The sequence below is a fragment of the Limimaricola cinnabarinus genome (assembly GCF_047631075.1).
GTDB classification, from domain to species: Bacteria; Pseudomonadota; Alphaproteobacteria; order Rhodobacterales; family Rhodobacteraceae; genus Limimaricola; species Limimaricola cinnabarinus.
On sequence record NZ_JBLHYX010000006.1, the window covers coordinates 56,493 to 75,970 of the forward strand.

At 65.4% G+C, this 19,478-nt stretch carries 20 protein-coding genes; 18 read left to right on the plus strand and 2 right to left on the minus strand.

From position 1 onward, the window contains the following. Positions 1-11: 11 nt before the first annotated feature. The 18 genes from ACJASC_RS06625 to ACJASC_RS06710 all read left to right on the plus strand — a co-directional run bounded on the left by ACJASC_RS06625 (position 12) and on the right by ACJASC_RS06710 (position 17,061). A complete protein-coding gene (locus tag ACJASC_RS06625) occupies positions 12-776 on the plus strand; it encodes a hypothetical protein (protein WP_415144591.1) in 765 nt (254 codons plus the stop codon). Then, the gene (locus ACJASC_RS06630) at positions 773-976 is read left to right on the plus strand and encodes a DUF5337 domain-containing protein (protein WP_021693263.1); all 204 of its coding nucleotides are present in this window, start codon (positions 773-775) and stop codon (positions 974-976) included. Before ACJASC_RS06625 ends, ACJASC_RS06630 begins: the two co-directional genes overlap by 4 nt. Before the next feature lie 4 nt (positions 977-980). Then, entirely contained in the window at positions 981-2,270 is a 1,290-nt protein-coding gene (gene nuoF / locus ACJASC_RS06635; protein ID WP_415144593.1) for an NADH-quinone oxidoreductase subunit NuoF, read from the plus strand. A gap of 26 nt (positions 2,271-2,296) precedes the next feature. Then, positions 2,297-2,566: a hypothetical protein gene (locus tag ACJASC_RS06640; protein WP_131505509.1), complete on the plus strand. Its 270-nt coding sequence runs from the start codon at positions 2,297-2,299 to the stop codon at positions 2,564-2,566. A 144-nt stretch (positions 2,567-2,710) separates the two neighbouring features. Then, positions 2,711-3,121: a DUF5333 domain-containing protein gene (locus ACJASC_RS06645; protein WP_021693266.1), complete on the plus strand. Its 411-nt coding sequence runs from the start codon at positions 2,711-2,713 to the stop codon at positions 3,119-3,121. Between the two features lie 174 nt (positions 3,122-3,295). Next, on the plus strand, positions 3,296-5,320 hold the full coding sequence (gene nuoG, locus ACJASC_RS06650) for an NADH-quinone oxidoreductase subunit NuoG (RefSeq protein WP_415144596.1): 2,025 nt from the start codon (positions 3,296-3,298) through the stop codon (positions 5,318-5,320). A 2-nt stretch (positions 5,321-5,322) separates the two neighbouring features. Continuing rightward, on the plus strand, positions 5,323-5,718 hold the full coding sequence (locus tag ACJASC_RS06655; RefSeq protein ID WP_415144598.1) for a hypothetical protein: 396 nt from the start codon (positions 5,323-5,325) through the stop codon (positions 5,716-5,718). A gap of 10 nt (positions 5,719-5,728) precedes the next feature. After that, entirely contained in the window at positions 5,729-6,769 is a 1,041-nt protein-coding gene (gene nuoH, locus ACJASC_RS06660) for an NADH-quinone oxidoreductase subunit NuoH (RefSeq protein ID WP_415144600.1), read from the plus strand. 2 nt (positions 6,770-6,771) lie between these two features. Then, positions 6,772-7,266 (plus strand): NADH-quinone oxidoreductase subunit NuoI, encoded by a 495-nt coding sequence (gene nuoI, locus ACJASC_RS06665; protein ID WP_021693270.1) that lies wholly within the window; start codon positions 6,772-6,774, stop codon positions 7,264-7,266. A gap of 13 nt (positions 7,267-7,279) precedes the next feature. Then, positions 7,280-7,690 carry a carboxymuconolactone decarboxylase family protein gene (locus ACJASC_RS06670; protein WP_415144602.1) on the plus strand — a complete coding sequence of 137 codons (411 nt, stop codon included), beginning with the start codon at positions 7,280-7,282 and terminating at the stop codon, positions 7,688-7,690. Next, the gene (locus ACJASC_RS06675; protein ID WP_021693272.1) at positions 7,687-8,295 is read left to right on the plus strand and encodes an NADH-quinone oxidoreductase subunit J; all 609 of its coding nucleotides are present in this window, start codon (positions 7,687-7,689) and stop codon (positions 8,293-8,295) included. Before ACJASC_RS06670 ends, ACJASC_RS06675 begins: the two co-directional genes overlap by 4 nt. Before the next feature lie 36 nt (positions 8,296-8,331). Continuing rightward, positions 8,332-8,661, plus strand: coding sequence for an NADH-quinone oxidoreductase subunit NuoK (nuoK, locus tag ACJASC_RS06680; protein ID WP_021693273.1), 330 nt, complete (start codon positions 8,332-8,334; stop codon positions 8,659-8,661). Between the two features lie 7 nt (positions 8,662-8,668). After that, entirely contained in the window at positions 8,669-10,843 is a 2,175-nt protein-coding gene (gene nuoL / locus ACJASC_RS06685) for an NADH-quinone oxidoreductase subunit L (RefSeq protein ID WP_415144605.1), read from the plus strand. 3 nt (positions 10,844-10,846) lie between these two features. Beyond that, positions 10,847-12,412 (plus strand): NADH-quinone oxidoreductase subunit M, encoded by a 1,566-nt coding sequence (locus ACJASC_RS06690; protein ID WP_021693275.1) that lies wholly within the window; start codon positions 10,847-10,849, stop codon positions 12,410-12,412. A gap of 12 nt (positions 12,413-12,424) precedes the next feature. Further along, the gene (nuoN, locus tag ACJASC_RS06695; RefSeq protein ID WP_415144607.1) at positions 12,425-13,858 is read left to right on the plus strand and encodes an NADH-quinone oxidoreductase subunit NuoN; all 1,434 of its coding nucleotides are present in this window, start codon (positions 12,425-12,427) and stop codon (positions 13,856-13,858) included. Beyond that, complete coding sequence (locus ACJASC_RS06700; protein ID WP_021693277.1) at positions 13,848-14,612, plus strand: biotin--[acetyl-CoA-carboxylase] ligase; 765 nt, start codon at positions 13,848-13,850, stop codon at positions 14,610-14,612. The genes nuoN and ACJASC_RS06700 overlap by 11 nt, the downstream gene beginning before the upstream one ends. Positions 14,613-14,623: 11 nt before the next feature. Further along, positions 14,624-15,397, plus strand: a complete 774-nt coding sequence (locus ACJASC_RS06705; RefSeq protein WP_415144610.1) for a type III pantothenate kinase — start codon at positions 14,624-14,626, stop codon at positions 15,395-15,397. Continuing rightward, positions 15,394-17,061, plus strand: coding sequence for a ribonuclease J (locus tag ACJASC_RS06710; RefSeq protein ID WP_415144612.1), 1,668 nt, complete (start codon positions 15,394-15,396; stop codon positions 17,059-17,061). Before ACJASC_RS06705 ends, ACJASC_RS06710 begins: the two co-directional genes overlap by 4 nt. A gap of 121 nt (positions 17,062-17,182) precedes the next feature. Here ACJASC_RS06710 and ACJASC_RS06715 read toward each other — a convergent pair whose 3' ends face one another. Then, the gene (locus ACJASC_RS06715; protein ID WP_021693280.1) at positions 17,183-17,833 is read right to left on the minus strand and encodes a hypothetical protein; all 651 of its coding nucleotides are present in this window, start codon (positions 17,831-17,833) and stop codon (positions 17,183-17,185) included. Next, positions 17,833-19,428 (minus strand): DEAD/DEAH box helicase, encoded by a 1,596-nt coding sequence (locus ACJASC_RS06720; RefSeq protein WP_415144614.1) that lies wholly within the window; start codon positions 19,426-19,428, stop codon positions 17,833-17,835. The genes ACJASC_RS06715 and ACJASC_RS06720 overlap by 1 nt, the downstream gene beginning before the upstream one ends. Positions 19,429-19,478 lie beyond the last annotated feature (50 nt).

A 19,478-nucleotide genomic window follows, 5' to 3' on the forward strand; every position in this document is an offset into this window, starting at 1 on the left:
ATTGTCGGATGATGAGCATCGGCGGCGCGATCGCCGGTGGGGTCGTGTTGTGGATCCTGCTGGCGCTCGGCGACCGCGGCTGGTTCTCGTCGCTGCTGATCGCGGCGCTGCTGGCGGTGGCCTCGGCATTGCTGCTTCTGGCACTGGTCTGCCGCGACGCGGAGGCATCTGACGAGGTCGCCCCCGCATCCCCCGCCAAGAACGGCCGTCCGGAGCAGGGACAGGTCGCGGACATGGATACGGCCACGACGTCCGAAACCGAAGCTGCGTCCGAGACCCCGATGGAGCCTGCTTCCGGCGCTGCTGTGGCCGAGGCAGGTGGCCGGGAAACCCAAAGCGAGCCGCCGAACGCCATGGCCGAGACACGCGACGCCGGGAAAGTGAATGACACGGCCGTGCTCGACGCCGATGATGGCAATAGCTCGGAGGGCGATCTCGGCGAAGAGGTCTCGCAAGCCGAGGCGCTTGATCGTGAGGCGGCCGAGGACGAGGCCGTGACGCCGGACATGCCGGACGGGGTGGCCGCCGATCTGCGCAGGAAGCCCGAGCTTCTCGACGCGCCGCATGGCGATGCCGACGATCTCAAGCGGCTGCGCGGCGTCGGCCCGAAGCTCGAAGATCAGCTCAATCGGCTTGGCGTCTGGCACCTGTCGCAGATCGCGGCCTGGTCCGAGGGCGAGGCGGCATGGATCGACGATCACCTCGAGGGCTTCAAGGGCCGCGTGCTGCGTGACGACTGGATCGGCCAAGCCAGAGAGCTGACGGACGGGGCATGAGCGGCGCGGCGGGGCGCAAGGCGGCGCTTGTGCTCGCCGGGACGGGTGTGTTCTGGGTGATCGCGGTGTTTGCCGGCAATGCGCTCGACCTGCCGATGCGCTGGCGTGGATTGTTCGACCTGATGGCCCTTGCCGGGTTCGTCATGGGATTGTGGATGACATATCAAACCTGGCGCGCGCGTCGGGACGACGAAAGGTGAGCCGATGCTCAAGGATCAGGACCGCATTTTCACCAACATCTACGGGATGCACGACCGCACGCTGAAGGGCGCGCAATCCCGTGGCCATTGGGACGGCACCGGCGACATCATCAAGAAGGGCCGCGACTGGATCGTCGAACAGATGAAGGCGTCGGGGCTGCGCGGCCGCGGCGGCGCGGGTTTTCCGACCGGCCTGAAATGGTCCTTCATGCCCAAGGAGAGCGACGGTCGTCCGTCCTATCTCGTGGTCAACGCCGACGAATCCGAACCCGGCACCTGCAAGGACCGCGAGATCATGCGCCATGATCCGCATACCCTGATCGAGGGCTGCCTGATCGCTTCCTTCGCGATGAACGCGCATGCGAGCTATATCTATCTGCGGGGCGAATACATCCGCGAGCGCGAGGCGCTGCAGCAGGCGATCGACGAATGCTATGGCGCGGGCCTTCTGGGCCGCAACGCCGCCGGTTCGGGCTGGGATTTCGACCTCTACCTGCATCATGGCGCGGGCGCTTACATCTGCGGCGAGGAAACCGCGCTGCTCGAAAGCCTTGAAGGCAAGAAGGGCATGCCCCGGATGAAGCCGCCCTTCCCGGCGGGCGCAGGGCTCTACGGCTGCCCGACCACGGTGAACAACGTCGAATCCATCGCCGTCGCGCCGACGATCCTGCGTCGGGGGCCGGAATGGTTCGCCGGCTTCGGGCGTCCGAACAACACCGGGACCAAGCTTTTCGCGATCTCGGGCCACGTCAACAAGCCCTGTGTCGTCGAGGAAGAGATGTCGATCTCCTTCAAGGAGCTGATCGACAAGCATTGCGGCGGCATCCGCGGCGGCTGGAAGAACCTCAAGGGGGTAATACCGGGCGGCTCCTCGGTGCCGGTGCTGCGCGCAGAGACCATGGAAGACGCGATCATGGATTTCGACTGGCTGCGCGAGCAGCGCTCTGGCCTTGGCACCGCGGCCGTCATCGTCATGGATCAGTCGACCGACATGGTGAAGGCGATCTGGCGGCTGTCGAAGTTCTACAAGCACGAAAGCTGTGGGCAGTGCACGCCCTGCCGCGAAGGGACCGGCTGGATGATGCGAGTGCTCGAGCGGATGGTGCGCGGTGACGCGGCGATCGAGGAGATCGAGATGCTGCTTGACGTGACCAAGCAGGTCGAGGGTCACACGATCTGTGCGCTTGGCGACGCGGCCGCATGGCCGATCCAGGGCCTGATCCGCAATTTCCGCGACGAGATCGAGGACCGCATCCGCGGTCGCGGCGTTGCGGCGGCGGTCGCGGCTCAGTGAGCGAAGGCGGCCGCATTCGGGGCCGCGTGACCTGGCGCGACCAGGCGCTGAAGAACTTCGGCGTCTGGCTCGCGGTCTATCCGGCGGTCTTGATTTCGAGCTACCTGTTCTCGTGGCTGGCGCCCGGTGTGCCACTCTGGCTGGAGATCCTGATCTCCACCGCCTTCACGGTGCCGCTCATCTCCTATGTCGCCGTTCCATGGGTGGAAAGGCGCCTCGCCCATGCCAAGGGTGAGAGCGCGGCGCAGTTGAAGCGCGAGGAGGCCGAGATGGCCGAGGGTGGGCACGACGCCTGACCGCCGGGCGGCGATCCGCCGCCCCACGCACCCTCTCCACAGCGTGATATTGAATATCGGCCGTTCGAGGCCAAGGTCTTGGCCAGAAGCGCCGGCGGTGGACATGAGCAGCCCTCCGAACCGGCCCGATAGGAGAGACCACTCATGACCAAATCCCATTTCGCCCGCACGGCCGCGCTGATCCTCGGCTTCACCATCGCCGCCGGGGCCACGGCGGCGCTGCCGGCCTTGCGCGATAATGCCAAGATCCGCGACGGGCTGATCTCGACCGCGATCGCCTACGAGATCGGCCGCAAATGCGACAGCCTCGACTCGCGCTGGCTGACCGGCATCGGTTATCTCAACTCGCTACGCAGCCACGCGCTTGAACTGGGCTATTCGCGCACGCAGATCAGCGCCTTCATCGACGACAAGGCCGAAAAGAAGAAGCTCGAGGCCGAGGCCCGGGCGCTGCTGCGTGAAAAGGGCGGCGTCGAGGGCGAATGGGAAACCTATTGCGAGGTGGGCCGCCGCGAGATGGCCGCAGGCAGCCGGATCGGCACCTTGCTTCAGTAAACCTTGCGGGGCTGCGCGCGCGTGCCGCAGCCCGCAAACGACTGGGGAGGGAAATTTCCCCGATCCGGCACGAGGATGCGTCTGGCATCACCGGGCGAGCCGCGCTAGAACCCCCCTCGATCGCAGCCTCCACAGGGGGGCATGCGTCCGACGCGAGGAAAGGGGCGGCCTGCCATGTCCGATTTGCGCAAAGTCAGCATCGACGGAAAGGTCATCGAAGTGCCGGGGGCGATGACGCTCATCCAGGCCTGCGAGACCGCGGGGATCGAAATCCCCCGTTTCTGCTATCACGAGAGGCTGACCATTGCCGGCAATTGCCGCATGTGCCTCGTCGAGGTCGTGGGCGGCCCGCCGAAACCGGCGGCATCCTGCGCCATGCAGGTCAAGGATCTGCGCCCCGGGCCCGAGGGCGCACCGCCGCAGGTCAAGACCAACTCGCCCATGGTCAAGAAGGCCCGCGAGGGGGTGATGGAGTTCCTGCTCATCAACCACCCGCTCGATTGCCCGATTTGTGACCAAGGCGGCGAATGCGACCTGCAGGATCAGGCGATGGCCTATGGCGTCGACTTCTCGCGCTACCGCGAACCCAAGCGGGCGACCGAGGATCTCGATCTCGGCCCACTGGTCGAGACGCATATGACGCGCTGCATCTCGTGCACCCGCTGCGTGCGCTTCACCACCGAGGTGGCCGGTATCTCCCAGATGGGCCAGACCGGGCGCGGCGAAGATGCGGAGATCACTTCCTATCTTGGCCAGACGCTCGATTCGAACCTGCAGGGCAACATCATCGACCTGTGCCCCGTAGGCGCGCTGGTCTCCAAGCCCTACGCCTTCAACGCCCGTCCTTGGGAGTTGACCAAGACCGAGACCGTCGATGTGATGGACGCGCTCGGCTCCTCGATCCGGGTCGACACCAAGGGCCGCAAGGTGATGCGCATCCTGCCGCGCAACCACGACGGCGTGAACGAGGAATGGCTGTCGGACAAGGCGCGCTTCGTCTGGGACGGCCTCTCGCGTCAGCGCCTCGACAGCCCCTATATCCGCGAGAACGGCAAGCTGCGCAAAGCCGAATGGCCCGAGGCGCTCGCCGCCGCCGCCGCCGCCATGAAGGGCCGCAAGACCGTCGGCCTCGTCGGCGATCTCGTCCCGACCGAGGCGGCCTTCGCGCTCAAGCAACTGATCGAAGCGCAGGGCGGTGTCGTCGAGTGCCGTACCGACGGCGCGAAGCTGCCCGCGGGCAACCGATCGGCCTATGTCGGTAGCGCGCGGATCGAGGATCTCGATACCGCGAAGCACATCATGCTGATCGGCACCAACCCGGCCATCGAAGCACCCGTGCTCAACGCCCGCATCCGCAAGGCATGGCTCGCCGGGGCCAATGTGGGACATGTCGGTGCAGCCGCCGATCTGACCTATGACGCGGCCCATGCAGGCACCGGCCGCAAGGCGCTGGCCGATCTGCTGGAGCATGATTTCGACCGCGTGCTCGACGAAGACTCGGTCGTCGTCGTGGGGCAGGGCGCGCTGATCGGGGCCGATGGCGAGGCCGCTCTGGCCCATGCCATGGAGTTGGCGACGCGTTCTAAGAGCAAGCTGCTGGTTCTGCATTCGGCCGCGAGCCGCGTCGGCGCGATGGATGTCGGCGCCACCTGCGAGAGCGGCGTCGAAGCCGCGCTCGAAGGGGCCGAGGTGATCTACAACATGGGCGCTGACGAGATCGCGCTGCCCTCTGGCCCCTTCGTGATCTATCAGGGCAGCCATGGCGACCGGGGCGCGCATCGCGCCGACCTGATCCTGCCGGGCGCGGCTTGGGTCGAGGAGCAGGGCCTTTTCGTCAACACCGAAGGGCGCCCGCAACTGGCGCTGCGCGCGAGCTTCGCGCCGGGGCAGGCCAAGGAAAACTGGGCCATCCTGCGCGCGCTCTCGGCCGAGATGGACGCGGTGCAACCGTGGAACAGCCTCGCGCAGTTGCGTCAGGCCATGGTCGCGGCGCATCCGCACCTCGCCCGTCTCGACGAGGTGGCCGAGAATGAGTGGCAGCCGCTGACGCTGGCCTCCATGGACGAGAGCCTTGGCGATTTCGAAAGCATTGTCGCCGAGCATTACCTCACCAACCCCGTCGCCCGCGCCAGCGAGCTGATGGGCGAGCTTGCGGGCAAGGCCCGCGCGCGTCGGCAGCAGAAGATCGCGGCCGAGTGAGGATGCGCGCCGCCCTCCCGATATCCCTGGCGGCCCTCGTGGCCGGCTGCGCCGAGGTGGATGCCTCGGCGGGGCGGGGCGGGGCAGGCGCGCCCAAGCATGACGGCGTCGAGACGCGCCTGCTCGATGGTGATCTCGTGAACTTTCACGTCGCGATGAGCGGCGGCGCTAGGGCCGAGGACGTGATCGCCTACGCCGAATGCGCGGCGGCGCAATATGCGTTGATCCGCGGCTTCGGCTTCGCGCGCCATGTCCGTACGCAACTCGATGAATCGGCTGGAAACTGGCGCGCCGATGCTGTTTACACCATCTCGCCGGCCCTGCCTGAAGGGCTACGCACGATCGATGCCGAAGTCACCGTCCAGAACTGCGGTCTGAACGGCATCCCGACGGTCTGAGGGAAGCACCATGGTCGAATTCTTCACCGAAACCAGCATCGGCGCCGTGCTGCTGATCCTTGGGCAATCGCTCCTGCTGATCGTGCCGCTGCTGGTGGCATTGGCGTTCCTGCTGCTCGTGGACCGCAAGGTCTGGGCGGCGGTTCAGCAGCGGCGCGGGCCCAACGTAGTCGGCCCCTTCGGGCTGATGCAGAGCTTCGCCGACTTTCTGAAATACATCGTCAAGGAAGTGGTCGTGCCCGCCGGGGCGGACCGCCCCGTGTTCTTCCTCGCGCCGATGATCTCCTTCGTCATGGCCGTCATCGCATGGGCCGTGATCCCCTTCGCCGATGGATGGGTGCTGGCGGATCTCAACGTGGCGCTGCTCTACGTCTTCGCGGTCTCCTCGCTCGAGGTCTACGGCGTGATCATGGGTGGTTGGGCCTCGAACTCGAAATACCCCTTCCTCGGCTCGCTGCGCTCGGCCGCGCAGATGATCTCCTATGAGGTCTCGCTCGGCCTGATCATCATCGGCATCGTTATCTCGACCGGCAGCATGAACTTCGGCGCCATCGTGGCCGCGCAGGATGGCGATTTCGGTCTGCTGAACTGGTACTGGATCCCGCATTTCCCGATGCTGTTCCTGTTTCTGATCTCGGCCATGGCCGAGACCAACCGCCCGCCCTTCGACCTGCCCGAGGCCGAGTCCGAACTGGTGGCCGGTTATCAGGTGGAATATTCCTCGACGCCGTTCCTGCTGTTCATGATCGGCGAATACGTGGCCATCGTGCTGATGTGCGCTCTGGTGTCGCTGATGTTCTTCGGCGGCTGGCTGTCGCCCATCCCCGGCCTGCCCGACGGCATCCTGTGGATGGCTCTCAAGATGATCTTCGTCTTCTTCATCTTTGCGATGGTGAAGGCGATCACCCCGCGCTACCGCTACGACCAGCTGATGCGTCTGGGCTGGAAGGTGTTCCTGCCGATGTCGCTCGCCTGGGTCGTGATCGTGGCGTTCCTCGCGAAATTCGAGGTCCTCGGTGGGTTCTGGGCCCGCTGGACCCTGGGAGTCTGAGCATGACGCAGATCGACTATACCCGCGCCGCCAAGTATTTCCTGCTGCAGGATTTCGCCAAGGGCATGAAGTTGGGGCTGAAGTATTTCTTCGCGCCCAAGGCGACCGTGAACTATCCGCACGAAAAGGGCCCGCTCTCGGCGCGTTTCCGCGGCGAACATGCGCTGCGTCGCTACCCGTCGGGCGAAGAACGCTGCATCGCCTGCAAGCTGTGCGAGGCGGTCTGCCCTGCGCAGGCGATCACCATCGATGCCGAACCGCGCGAGGACGGCTCGCGCCGCACCACGCGCTACGACATCGACATGACCAAATGCATCTATTGCGGTTTTTGTCAGGAGGCTTGCCCGGTGGACGCGATCGTCGAGGGGCCGAACTTCGAGTATTCCACCGAGACCCGCGAGGAGCTCTACTACGACAAGGCCAAGCTGCTGGCGAATGGCGACCGTTGGGAAGCCGAGATCGCCCGCAACCTCGAGCTCGACGCGCCGTATCGCTGAACAGGATAGGGCCATGACCGATCAGAATCCCTTCGCGCAGATGATGAAGATGGGCCAGGACTGGGCCCGGAAGATGAATCCCGCGCTCGAGAGCTTCACGCCGAAGGGCTTTGAGCAGCTCTGGCCGACCATGCCCAAGGAGATGATGGAGGCGTTCATGGGACGCACCCTCAATCCCGAAGGGCTCGACGCCAAGACGCGGCTGTTGCTCACGCTGACCGGTCTGACCATCCTCGGCGCGCAGGCCGAGAGCCAGCTTCGCCTCACCGTGCGCCATGCGCGCGAGGCGGGCGCCACGAAACAGGAGATCGCCGAGACCATCGCCCAGGCGGGCATGTTCGGCGGCGTGCCCGCGATGACCAAGGCGATGGAACTTGCCACCGAAGCCATGGACGAGGACACCGGAAAGGACACTGCACGATGACCGCCGCCGCCATCATCTTCTACCTCTTCGCGATTTCGACCGTGGTGGGCGGTCTGTTCACCGTGATCGCGCGCAACCCGGTGCACTCGGTGCTCTGGCTGATCCTCGCTTTCCTGAGCTCGGCGGGCCTGTTCGTGCTGGTCGGCGCCGAGTTCGTGGCGCTGCTTCTGGTCATCGTCTATGTCGGCGCCGTCGCGGTGCTGTTCCTCTTCGTGGTGATGATGCTCGACGTCGATTTCGCCGAGCTCAAGGCCGAAATGGCCCGATACATGCCGCTGGCGCTGCTGATCGGCGTCGTCCTTCTGATGCAGCTGGCTCTGGCCTTCGGCGTCTGGGATTACTCCGAAGGCTATGACGAGCGCCTCGCCGCGCCCTTCGTCTTCGATATCGAGAACACGCAGCTTCTGGGCCTGCTGATCTATGATCGCTACATCCTGCTGTTCCAGCTCGCCGGCCTCGTGCTGCTGGTGGCGATGATCGGCGCGATCGTGCTGACGATGCGGCACCGCAAGGATGTGAAGCGTCAGGACATCCTGGCGCAGATGTACCGCGATCCGGCTAAGGCGCTGGAACTCAAGGACGTGAAGCCCGGCCAGGGCCTCTGATAGACCGCGAACGGGCAAAAGCCCGGAGGGACACTGATGGACGCTTATCTCGCTGAAGCCCCGATAGGGCTCGAACATTATCTCACCGTCGCGGCGGCGCTGTTCGTCATCGGCATCTTCGGGCTGTTCCTGAACCGCAAGAACGTCATCATCATCCTGATGTCGATCGAACTGATGCTGCTCGCGGTGAACATCAATTTCGTCGCCTTCTCGGCCTATCTGGGCGATCTGGTGGGGCAGGTCTTCACGCTCTTCGTGCTGACCGTCGCGGCCGCGGAGGCCGCGATCGGCCTCGCCATCCTCGTCTGCTTCTTCCGGATCCGCGGCACCATCGACGTCGAAGACGTCAACGTGATGAAAGGCTGAGGCGCTCATGGAAACGATCATCCTCTTCGCGCCGCTCGTCGGCGCATTGATCGCGGGCTTCGGCTGGCGGCTGATTTCGGAGGCGGGCGCGCAATGGGTCGCCACCTCGCTGGTCGGCCTCGCCTGTCTGCTGTCGTGGATCGTGTTCCTAGGCTTCGACGGCCAGATGGAGCAGATTCAGATCCTGCGCTGGATCGAGAGCGGCAGCCTTGCCACGGACTGGGCTATTCGGCTCGACCGTCTGACCGCGATCATGCTGATCGTGATCACCACAGTCTCCTTCCTCGTGCATCTCTACAGCTTCGGCTACATGGCGCATGACGAGAACTTCCGCCCAGGCGAAAGCTATCGCCCGCGCTTTTTCGCCTATCTGTCGTTCTTCACCTTCGCGATGCTGTCGCTGGTCACCGCCGACAACCTCGTGCAGATGTTCTTCGGCTGGGAAGGGGTGGGCGTCGCCTCCTACCTGCTCATCGGATTTTACTACCGCAAGCCGTCGGCCAACGCCGCCGCGATGAAGGCTTTCATCGTCAACCGCGTTGGCGATTTCGGCTTCGCGCTCGGCATCTTCGCGCTGTTCTTCCTCGCGGACTCGATCAACTTCTCTGACATCTTCGGCGCGGCGCCGCAGATCGCGCGCATGCAGCTCGAATTCCTCGGTCTGGAGTTCCGCGCCGTCGAGATCGTGTCGGTGCTGCTCTTCATCGGCGCAATGGGCAAGTCGGCGCAGCTCCTGCTGCACACCTGGCTGCCCGACGCGATGGAAGGCCCGACCCCGGTGTCGGCCCTGATCCACGCCGCGACCATGGTGACGGCGGGCGTCTTCCTCGTCTGCCGCATGTCGCCGATCCTCGAATTCGCGCCCGACGCCAAATCGATCATCGTTTTCCTCGGCGCCACCACCGCCTTCTATGCGGCGACCGTTGGTCTCGTGCAGAACGACATCAAGCGCGTGATCGCCTATTCGACCTGTTCGCAGCTGGGCTACATGTTCGTGGCCGCGGGTTCGGGCGTCTACTCGGTGGCGATGTTCCACCTGTTCACCCACGCCTTCTTCAAGGCGCTGCTGTTCCTCGGGGCCGGCTCGGTCATCCATGCGATGCACCACGAGCAGGACATGCGGAACTATGGCGGTCTGCGAAAGAAGATCCCCTATACCTACTGGGCGATGATGATCGGTACCCTCGCGATCACCGGCGTCGGCATTCCTCTTACCTCGATCGGCTTCGCGGGCTTCCTGTCCAAGGACGCCATCATCGAAAGCGCCTATGCGGGGGCCACGCCCTATGCCTTCTGGCTTCTGGTACTCGCCGCCGCGATGACGAGCTTCTACTCGTGGCGCCTGATGTTCATGACCTTCTTCGGCAAGCCGCGCGGCGATCACCACACCCACGACCACGCGCATGAAAGCCCCGGCGTCATGCTGGTGCCGCTGGGCGTGCTCAGCCTCGGCGCGATCTTCGCCGGCATGCTGTGGTACGCGCCCTTCTTCGGCGACGAGGCCCGGATGCAGCGCTTCTTCGGCATGCCCGTGACGGTGGCCGAACATGGCGCCGAGGCTGAGGCCGCAGGCCATGGGCCGGTCGATGCGGTCGCTTCGCTTGCCGAGGGCGATCTCGAACATGCCGCCGAGGCGGTGATCGAGGACACGCTGACCGAGGGCGAGCATGCCGATATGGGCGAGGAGGCGCATGTGCCGACCGCCGTCGATGTGGCCGTAGCGCCTCCGGGCATGGGAGCGATCTACATGGCGCCGGGCAACGACGTGATCGACGAGGCGCATCACGCCCCCGTCTGGGTCAAGGTCAGCCCCTTCGTCGCCATGCTGATTGGCCTGAGCCTTGCCTGGCTGATGTATATCCGTCGGCCGGAGCTGCCCGCCGCCCTCGTGCGCAACCAGCGTCCGCTCTACAACTTCCTGCTCAACAAGTGGTACTTCGACGAGCTCTACGACTTTCTCTTCGTGCGCCCGGCTCAGGCCATCGGGCGGTTCCTGTGGACCCGCGGCGACGGCAACGTCATCGACGGCGGCATCAACGGCGTGGCGATGGGCATCGTGCCCTTCTTCACTCGCCTCGCTGGCCGCGCGCAGAACGGATACGTCTTTACCTACGCCTTCGCGATGGTTCTGGGCCTTGCCCTGATCCTGACCTGGATGACCTTGGCCGGGGGGGCCGAATAACAGATGGGCAACCTTCTCTCTCTGACCACCTTCATCCCGCTTTTGGGCGCCGGCATCCTCGCGCTGTTCCTGCGCGGTGACGACGCGGCCGCGCAGCGCAACGCCAAATGGGTGGCGCTCGCCACCACGGTCTTCACCTTCGCAGTGTCGCTGTTCATTCTCGCAGGCTTCAAGACGGACGCGGCGGGCTTCCAGTTCGTCGAAGATCGCCAGTGGCTCCTCGGCATGCGCTACAAGATGGGCGTCGACGGCATCTCGCTGCTGTTCGTGATGCTTACCACCTTCCTGATGCCCCTCGTCATCGCGGCCTGCTGGGATGTGACGCACCGGGTCAAGGAATACATGATCGCCTTTCTGGTGCTCGAGACGCTGATGATCGGCGTGTTCGTAGCGCTGGACCTCGTGCTGTTCTATCTTTTCTTCGAGGCGGGCCTGATCCCGATGTTCCTGATCATCGGCATCTGGGGCGGCAAGAACCGCATCTATGCCTCGTTCAAGTTCTTCCTCTACACCTTCCTCGGCTCGGTGCTGATGCTGGTGGCGATGGTGGCGATGTTCGCTCAGGCGGGCACCACCGACATCCCGACGCTGATGGCCTACAACTTCTCGGCCGAGAGCTTCCCGATCCTCGGGGTGCAGATCTTGGGCGGCGTGCAGACGCTTCTCTGGTTCGCCTTCTTCGCCTCCTTTGCGGTGAAGATGCCGATGTGGCCGGTTCACACTTGGCTGCCTGACGCACACGTTCAGGCGCCGACTGCCGGTTCGGTCGTCCTCGCCGCGATCCTGCTGAAGATGGGTGGCTACGGTTTCCTGCGCTTCTCGCTGCCGATGTTCCCGGTCGCTTCCGAGATCTGGGCGCCGCTGGTGCTGTGGCTGTCGGCCATCGCGATCGTCTACACCTCGCTCGTGGCGCTGGTGCAAAAAGACATCAAGAAGCTGATCGCCTATTCCTCGGTCGCGCATATGGGGTTCGTCACCGCCGGCATCTTCGCGCTCAATCAGCAGGGCCTTGATGGCGCGGTGTTCCAGATGATCAGCCACGGCTTCATCTCTGGCGCGCTGTTCCTTGGCGTCGGTGTGATCTACGACCGGATGCACACCCGCGAGATCGACGCTTACGGCGGCCTCGTGAACCGGATGCCGGCCTATGCCGCAGTGTTCCTGCTGTTCACCATGGCCAATGTCGGCCTGCCGGGCACTTCGGGCTTCGTCGGTGAATTCCTGACGCTGATGGGCATGTTCCAGGCCAACACCTGGGTTGCCGCCGTCGCCACCACGGGCGTCATCTTCTCGGCCGCCTACGCGCTCTTTCTCTACCGCCGGGTCGTCATGGGCGACCTGATCAAGGAGAGCCTCAAGTCGATCACCGACATGACCGCCCGCGAGAAATGGATCTTCGCGCCGCTCGTCGTGATGACGATCCTGCTCGGCGTCTATCCGAGCCTCGTCACCGACATCACCGGCCCGAGCGTCGCCCGTCTCGTGGATCAGGTCGAGGTCGCGGTCGCGGCGCATGGCTCCGAGAATGCCATCGCCTCGGCGACCGCCGCGACCCCGGCACAGCACTAAGGACCAGGACACATGTTCTCACTCGATCTCCAGACCGTCCTGCCCGAGGTGATCCTTGCGGTCTACGCGATGGTCGCGCTCATGGCGGGCGTCTACACCACCAAGGACAAGTCCGCCGGCATCCTGATCTGGGCGACGGCGGCGATGTTCGGCCTCGTGGCCTTCCTGATCGCCACACGCGAGGGCACCGACCCGGCCTTCCTCAACAGCTTCATCGATGACGGCTTCGCCCGCTTCTCCAAGGTGACGATCCTGCTCTCGGCGGCGATCGTGCTGGTGATGAGCCAGGAATACCTCGCGCGCCGCAACCTGTTGCGCTTCGAGTACCCGGTTCTCGTCACTTTGGCCGTGGTTGGCATGATGGTGATGGTCTCGGCCAACGACCTCATGGTTCTCTATATGGGCATCGAGCTGCAGTCGCTCGCCATGTATGTCGTCGCCTCACTGCGCCGCGACAGCGAGAAGTCGACCGAAGCCGGTCTTAAGTACTTCGTGCTGGGCGCGCTTAGCTCGGGCCTGATGCTCTATGGCGCCTCGCTGGTCTATGGTTTTGCCGGCACCACGCAGTTCGAGGGCATCTTCCTCGCCACCGCGATCGACGTTCCGCTCGGGCTTATCTTCGGCCTCGTCTTCCTGATGGTCGGCTTCGCCTTCAAGGTTTCGGCGGCGCCGTTCCACATGTGGACGCCCGACGTCTATGAAGGCGCGCCGACACCGGTCACGGCCTTCATGGCGACCGCGCCGAAGATGGCCGCCATCGCGCTCTTTGCACGGGTCGTTTTCGACGGCTTTGGTGGCATCGTCGGCGACTGGCAACAGATCATCGCCTTCCTGTCGGTGGTCTCGGTGTTCTGGGGCGGCATCGCCGCGATCGGCCAGACCAACATCAAGCGCCTGATGGCCTACTCCTCGATCGCCCATATGGGCTTCGCGCTGATGGGCCTCGCCTCGGGCACCGCCTTCGGCGTGCAGGCGATGCTGATCTACATGGCGATCTACGTCACCATGAACATCGGCACCTTCGCCTTCATCCTGTCGATGGAGCGCGACGGGCGACCCGTCACTGACATCAATTCGCTGCACATGTATTCGCGCTATGCGCCGATGCGGGCGCTCGCCATGCTGGTGCTGCTGTTCAGCCTTGCCGGCGTGCCGCCGATGGTCGGCTTCTTCGGCAAGCTCTACGTGCTGCGAGCGGCCTATGAGGGCGGTCTGACCTGGCTCGCGATCCTCGGGGTCATCGCCTCGGTGATCGGCGCGTTCTACTACCTGCGCATCGTCTACTACATGTATTTCGGCGAAGAGCGCGAGGCGCTCGATACCGGCACTTCGCCGCTCCTGTGGGGTGTGCTGATGGCCTCGGCCGCCGTGATGGTGTTCGGCGTGATCAATCTCTTCGGCATCGAGCCTCTGGCCGCGGCCGCGGCGGCGACCCTTGTCAACTGACGCCGCCTCCCACGGGCTCTGGCCCGAGGGGTGGGAGCGGGTCGTTCTCGACACCGTCGACAGCACCATGGCCGAGGCCGCGCGACGCGCGGCCTCTGGCCTTGCCGGGCCTACATGGATCATGGCGCATGAGCAGACTGCGGGCCGGGGCCGGCGGGGCCGCGACTGGACCAGCGAGTCCGGCAACCTCGCGGTCACCCTGGTCTTCAAACCCGAGGCGACGCCGACCGAAGCCGCGCGGCGCAGCTTCCTCGCCGCCATCGCGTTGTTCGAGACATTGGCGATCCATGTCGACCGGACCCGGCTGTCCCTGAAATGGCCGAACGACGTGCTCCTCGATGGTGGCAAGGTCGCGGGCATCCTGCTGGAGAGCGCGGGGCAGGGACCCTATGTCGACTGGCTCTCGATCGGCATCGGCGTGAACCTCGCCATCCGGCCCGAGGGCGTGCGCGATGCGTCTTTCCCACCCGTGGCGGTCGCCGATGATGGCGGGCCGGTAGTTGACCCGGAGGACTTCCTGACCCATCTGGCCAACGCCTATGCCACTGAAGAGGGCAAACTGGACGCCTTCGGCTTCGCCCGCATCCGCGAGGACTGGCTGCGCCACGCCGCCCGGCTGGGCGAGGTGATCACCGCCCGCACCGGCACCGACGAGATCACGGGCGTGTTCGAGACCGTGGACGAGGCCGGCAACCTGATGCTGCGCACGCCCAAGGGCCTGCGCGCGATCAGCGCCGCCGACGTGTTCTTCTAGAAGGGGCGACGATGCTTCTGGCCATCGATTGCGGTAACACCAACACCGTGTTCTCGATCTGGGACGGGGAGCGATTCCTCGCGACCTGGCGCACCTCGACCGAATGGCAGCGCACGGCGGACCAGTATTTCGTCTGGCTCTCGACCCTGATGAAGATCGGCGGCATCGAGGCGCAGATCGACGAGATGATCATCTCGTCGACCGTGCCTCGTGTGGTGTTCAACCTACGCGTTCTGGCGGATCGCTACTTCGGCTGCCGCCCCCTCGTGGTGGGCAAGCCCGAATGCCGCCTGCCGGTCGCGCCGCGCGTCGACGCTGGTACGCAGGTGGGCCCCGACCGACTGGTCAACACGGCGGGTGCATGGGACCGGCATGGCGGCGATCTCGTGGTGGTCGATTTCGGCACGGCGACAACTTTCGACGTGGTCGGGCGCGACGGGGCCTATGTCGGCGGCGTCATCTCACCCGGCGTGAACCTGAGCCTTGAGGCATTGCACCAGGCGGCGGCGGCACTGCCGCATGTCGATGTGAGCAAGCCCGAGAAAGTAATCGGCACCAACACCGTCGCCTGCATGCAATCTGGCATCTTCTGGGGCTATGTGGGCTTGGTGCGAGGCATATGCGACCGGATCAGGGCGGAGCGCGAGCGCCCGATGCGGATCATCGGAACCGGGGGGCTTGCGCCCCTCTTCGCGCAGGGCGACATGCTCTTTGACGACATCGAAGACGACCTCACGATGCACGGGCTGACCGTCATCCACAGATACAACAAGGAGACCGCATGAGCGGCGAAAGACTGATCTACCTTCCTCTCGGCGGCGCCGGCGAGATCGGCATGAACGCCTATGTCTACGGCTATGGCAAACCGGGGCAGGAACGGCTGATCGTCGTCGATCTCGGCGTGACCTTCCCCGACATGGACACGACGCCGGGCGTCGATCTCATCATGCCCGACATCTCGTGGCTCGAGGCGCGCAAGGATCGCATCGAGGCGATCTTCATCACCCACGCCCATGAGGACCATGTCGGCGCGGTCGGCCATTTCTGGAAACGCCTCGGCGCGACCATCCACGCGCGCAAGTTCACCGCCGCGATTGCGCGCCACAAGCTCGACGAGCACGGCGCGCCCGACAGCATCCTCAACGTGGTCGAGCCTTGGCCCGCCACGGTCGACGCAGGCCCCTTCAAGGTCGGTTTCGTGCCGATCAGCCACTCGATCCCCGAAAGCTCGGGTCTCGTGATCGACAGCCCCGAGGGCCGCGTGCTGCATTCGGGCGACTTCAAGGTCGATCACACCCCGGTGGTGGGCGAGCCGTTCAACCCCGATCTCTGGGCCGAGGTGTCCAAGGGCGGCGTCAAGGCGCTGATCTGCGACTCGACCAACGTGTTCTCGCCGCAGCCGGGCCGCTCGGAAGCGACACTCGCGCCCGAGATCGAAAAGCTGATCGCGGCGCAGCCGGGCATGGTCGTTGCCACGACCTTCGCCTCGAACGTGGCGCGCCTCAAGACCATCGCCATCGCCGCCGACCGGGCCGGGCGCACCGTCTGCCTGCTGGGCCGCGCCATGCGCCGCATGGTCGAGACGGCGACCGAATGCGGCCTGCTGCACGGTTTTCCCAAGACCGTGGGCCCCGAAGAGGCCGCGTCGATCCCGCGCGAAAAGCTGCTGCTCCTCGTTACCGGCAGCCAGGGCGAGCGCCGCGCGGCCAGTGCGCAGCTGGCACAGGGCTCCTATCTCGGCCTGAAGCTGCAGGAGGGTGACAGCTTCCTGTTCTCCTCGCGCACCATCCCGGGCAATGAGCGCGGCGTCATCAAGATCATGAACCAGCTCTCCGAGAAGGGCGTGGACGTGATCGAGGACACGCATGGCCTGTTCCACGTCTCGGGCCACGCCAACCGGCCCGACCTGCAGCTTTTGCACGACATCGTGCGTCCGCAGTTCCTCGTGCCGATGCATGGCGAACACCGCCACCTGCGCGAGCATGTGAAACTCGGTCTCGAGCGGGGCCTGCCGGGCATCGTCGCGGTCAATGGCATGATGCTGGACCTGTCGGGCAACGCGCCCAAGGTGGCCGAATATGTCGACACCGGCCGCAGCTATCTCGACGGGTCCGTGATGATCGGCGCGATGGACGGTATCGTGCGCGACCGGATCCGCATGGCGCTCAATGGCCATGTCACGGTGACGATGATCGTGGACGAGAATGACGAGCCCTTGGGCGATCCGTGGTGCGAGATCATGGGCCTGCCCGAGACGGGACGTTCCAGGGCCAAGCTGGTCGAGACGCTGGAATCTGATCTGGCCGCCTTTGTGAACAAGGCCGGCCGCCGGATGATGCGCGACGAGGACAAGCTTGACCGCGAATTGAAGCGGATCGCGCGCTCGACCACGCAGGCCGAGACCGGCAAGAAGCCCGAGGTGAATGTGGTGGTGAGCCGCCTGAGCTGATCAGACCGGCGGCGAGTCGGGGCGGTATGCCCCGACCCGTCATTGTCGAACGATAAAGCATGAAAAAAAGGGGAGCCATCGGCTCCCCTTTTTGTGTTCAAGCTACTCTTGGTCTCGTTGATCAACCGCTGCAGACATAGACCGCGCTACCGATGACCACGACCGAGGCCGCGGCGGCCCCGATGGCCACGGGGCCGGTCAGCGCCGCCGTGACGCCGGGCGCCGTAGTGCCGATGCTGGTCGCCAGCCATTCCGCCGTGCCCTTAAGCACCAACGCGCCCGAGCTGTGCAGCAGGCGTTCCGGCTTGGCCACGGCCTCGGCGGGGGTGGGCGGCGGCGTCAGGACCAGCCCGGCCAGCGCCGCACCGGTGTCGATCGCGCCGTCGGCTGCTGCGTTCACACGGTCGCAGGTGGTGACGCTGCACTGCGCGGTGGCGCCACGTTCGCCGGGCACGAGGAGCCAACCCTCGTCGTCGGGATCGGGATCGAGGCAATAGCCCTCGGTCTCCTCGGGCGGCAGTTCGACCGAGAGATAGGTATAGAGCACCCGGCTGTCGCAGGCGGGCGGCGTGCCCCAGGTCTTGTTCCAGACCTTGCCCGGCCAGCGCGACAGCCTTTCGCGCGTGCCGAGCTTGGTGTCGAAGGCGATGGCATCGTCATATGTGACAACGGTCTCGCGGCCATTGACAGTCGCTGTGCAGCGTTGCTCCTCGGCCTGCGCGGGCAGGGCCGAAAGCAACAGCGCAAGCGTGAGGAACGCCGAGGTACGCATCAGCCCGCGCGCCGTTCCTCAAAGCTCTTGGCGATGAAGGCGGGGGTGTCCTCGCCCATGCCGACGACCTCCTCGTCGCGCTGATCGTGACGCCGCCGATCCCGGCCACCACGATTGCGGTCACGCTCATTGCCACGCGGCTCGGTGCGGCGAGGTTCGGCCGGAGCCTGTTCACGGGCGGCTTCGAGCACAGGGTCCGGGTCCGGGGCCGGCTTGGCCTCGACGCGGGGTTCGGGCTCAGACGCGGCTTTCGACGCAGGTTCGACGTCGGCCTTCTGCTTGGGCCGGGCCTCGACCTTGGGGGTCTCGGTCGCGACGGCATCGGCGAAAGCCTCGGGCTTGGCCTCGTCGCGACTGCGCGACCGGCTGCGCGTGCGGGAGCGGCGTGGACGCTCTTCCTCGGTGGCGGTCTCGGTCGCCGGGGCCGCCGCGGCGGGAGCCTTGGCTCCGCGCGGATCGTCGAGGCGCGGGATCGGGTTCTGCACGAGCCGCTCCACGTCCTCGAGGTTCTTCTCGTCGCGCGGATTGCAGATCATGATGGCGGAGCCCTTGCGCCCGGCCCGGCCGGTGCGACCGATCCGGTGCACGTAATCCTCGGCATGGCTGGGCACGTCGAAGTTGAAGACGTGGCTGACCGAGGGCACGTCGAGGCCGCGCGCGGCGACGTCTGAGGCCACGAGGATCTTCACGTTGCCTGCACGGAACCCGTCGAGGGTCCGCGTGCGCTGACTCTGGTCGAGATCGCCGTGGATCGGCTCCGCGTCATATCCGTGCTTCTTGAGGCTCTTGGCCACCACGTCCACGTCCATCTTGCGGTTGCAGAAGATGATCGCGTTGGTGCAGGCCTCGCCCTCGGCGTCGATCAGCGCGCGCAGAAGGTCCCGCTTCTCCGCGGCTTCCTTGTCCTTGCGCGAGGCGCGGAACATGACCACGCCCTGTTTGATGTTCTCGCCCGTCGTGGCGGCGCGGGCCACCTCGATCTTCTCGGGGTTCGACAGGAAGGTGTTGGTGATCCGCTCGATCTCTGGCGCCATGGTGGCCGAGAAGAACAGCGTCTGGCGGGTGAAGGGCGTCAGGCCGAAGATCCGCTCGATGTCGGGAATGAAGCCCATGTCGAGCATGCGATCGGCCTCGTCCACGACCATGATCTGCACGCCGGTAAGCAGAAGCTTACCGCGCTCGAAATGGTCGAGCAGTCGGCCCGGCGTGGCGATCAGCACGTCGACGCCCTTGTCGATCAGCGTGTCCTGCTCCTTGAACGAGACGCCGCCGATCAGCAGCGCCTTTGTGAGCTTGGTGTGCTTGGCATAGGTGTCGAAGTTCTCGGCCACCTGTGCCGCCAGTTCGCGGGTGGGGCAGAGCACAAGGCTGCGCGGCATCCGGGCGCGGGCGCGACCGCGGCCCAGAAGCGTGATCATCGGCAGCACGAAGCTCGCGGTCTTGCCGGTGCCGGTCTGGGCGATGCCGAGCACGTCACGGCCTTCGAGAGCGGGCGGAATGGCGCCCGCCTGGATCGGCGTCGGCGTCTCATAGCCGGCTTCGGCGATGGCCTTGAGCACCTTGGGATCGAGATTGAGGTCGGAGAATTGAGTCATGTGAGCCTTTCGAGACTGCGGCACCGATTGGCCGCAGGAGCAGGCGCGGC

Coding starts and splice junctions, on each gene's coding strand:
- ACJASC_RS06625 (WP_415144591.1), top strand. CDS start 12: ATGAGCATCGGCGGCGCGATCGCCGGTGGGGTCGTGTTGTGGATCCTG.
- ACJASC_RS06630 (WP_021693263.1), top strand. CDS start 773: ATGAGCGGCGCGGCGGGGCGCAAGGCGGCGCTTGTGCTCGCCGGGACG.
- nuoF (WP_415144593.1), top strand. CDS start 981: ATGCTCAAGGATCAGGACCGCATTTTCACCAACATCTACGGGATGCAC.
- ACJASC_RS06645 (WP_021693266.1), top strand. CDS start 2,711: ATGACCAAATCCCATTTCGCCCGCACGGCCGCGCTGATCCTCGGCTTC.
- nuoG (WP_415144596.1), top strand. CDS start 3,296: ATGTCCGATTTGCGCAAAGTCAGCATCGACGGAAAGGTCATCGAAGTG.
- ACJASC_RS06655 (WP_415144598.1), top strand. CDS start 5,323: ATGCGCGCCGCCCTCCCGATATCCCTGGCGGCCCTCGTGGCCGGCTGC.
- nuoH (WP_415144600.1), top strand. CDS start 5,729: ATGGTCGAATTCTTCACCGAAACCAGCATCGGCGCCGTGCTGCTGATC.
- nuoI (WP_021693270.1), top strand. CDS start 6,772: ATGACGCAGATCGACTATACCCGCGCCGCCAAGTATTTCCTGCTGCAG.
- ACJASC_RS06670 (WP_415144602.1), top strand. CDS start 7,280: ATGACCGATCAGAATCCCTTCGCGCAGATGATGAAGATGGGCCAGGAC.
- ACJASC_RS06675 (WP_021693272.1), top strand. CDS start 7,687: ATGACCGCCGCCGCCATCATCTTCTACCTCTTCGCGATTTCGACCGTG.
- nuoK (WP_021693273.1), top strand. CDS start 8,332: ATGGACGCTTATCTCGCTGAAGCCCCGATAGGGCTCGAACATTATCTC.
- nuoL (WP_415144605.1), top strand. CDS start 8,669: ATGGAAACGATCATCCTCTTCGCGCCGCTCGTCGGCGCATTGATCGCG.
- ACJASC_RS06690 (WP_021693275.1), top strand. CDS start 10,847: ATGGGCAACCTTCTCTCTCTGACCACCTTCATCCCGCTTTTGGGCGCC.
- nuoN (WP_415144607.1), top strand. CDS start 12,425: ATGTTCTCACTCGATCTCCAGACCGTCCTGCCCGAGGTGATCCTTGCG.
- ACJASC_RS06705 (WP_415144610.1), top strand. CDS start 14,624: ATGCTTCTGGCCATCGATTGCGGTAACACCAACACCGTGTTCTCGATC.
- ACJASC_RS06710 (WP_415144612.1), top strand. CDS start 15,394: ATGAGCGGCGAAAGACTGATCTACCTTCCTCTCGGCGGCGCCGGCGAG.
- ACJASC_RS06715 (WP_021693280.1), bottom strand. CDS start 17,833: ATGCGTACCTCGGCGTTCCTCACGCTTGCGCTGTTGCTTTCGGCCCTG.
- ACJASC_RS06720 (WP_415144614.1), bottom strand. CDS start 19,428: ATGACTCAATTCTCCGACCTCAATCTCGATCCCAAGGTGCTCAAGGCC.